The following is a 490-nucleotide window of genomic DNA, read 5'->3' as shown; positions in this document are numbered from 1 at the left end:
CCGCCGGCCTTGACCGGGTCGGCCCGCTCGCCGTCGTGGCCCGAGCCGAAGATCCCGGCCGGGGTGATGCCGTACTCGTGGAGCGCCGCTCCGGCCCGTACGTAGGCGACGACCCGTTCGGGGCGCCGCGCCGCGCGCACCACGCTCCCCCGGTCGTCGGTGAACTCCCAAGTGGTCGATGACATCCGCTCCACCCCCTCCGCGGACCCGCCCGGGTCCCGGGGCCGTCCTTCGGCCCCGGAATCCAGCCTGAGCCCCCGACGGGGTGCCGGACAAGGGCACACCGGCCCCGGAGGAAGTAAACCGGGGCCGGGTGATTGTCCGGAACCCGCCTGTCGAAAAGGGGAGTTGACCGACTTCGGAGCGCCCCGGGGGATCGCGCCTCAGCGCAGGTCGAAGACGAGCCGCGCCGTGGCCCGGCCCGAGAGCACCTCGTCGATCGCGAGGTTGATGTCCTCCAGGCGGCGGGTCTCGCGGATGACGCGGGTGC

Annotated in this window: 1 pseudogene; it reads right to left on the bottom strand. The window is 73.9% G+C overall.

What is annotated here, in order from left to right:
• A pseudogene (locus SSBG_RS27345) lies at positions 1 to 185 on the bottom strand (ABC transporter substrate-binding protein); the annotation flags it as partial.
• Positions 186 to 490: the final 305 nt, after the last annotated feature.

It is taken from the genome of Streptomyces sp. SPB074, assembly GCF_000154905.1.
In the GTDB taxonomy this organism is placed as follows: Bacteria; Actinomycetota; Actinomycetes; order Streptomycetales; family Streptomycetaceae; genus Streptomyces.
This window is presented reverse-complemented; position numbering and strand designations above follow the sequence as displayed.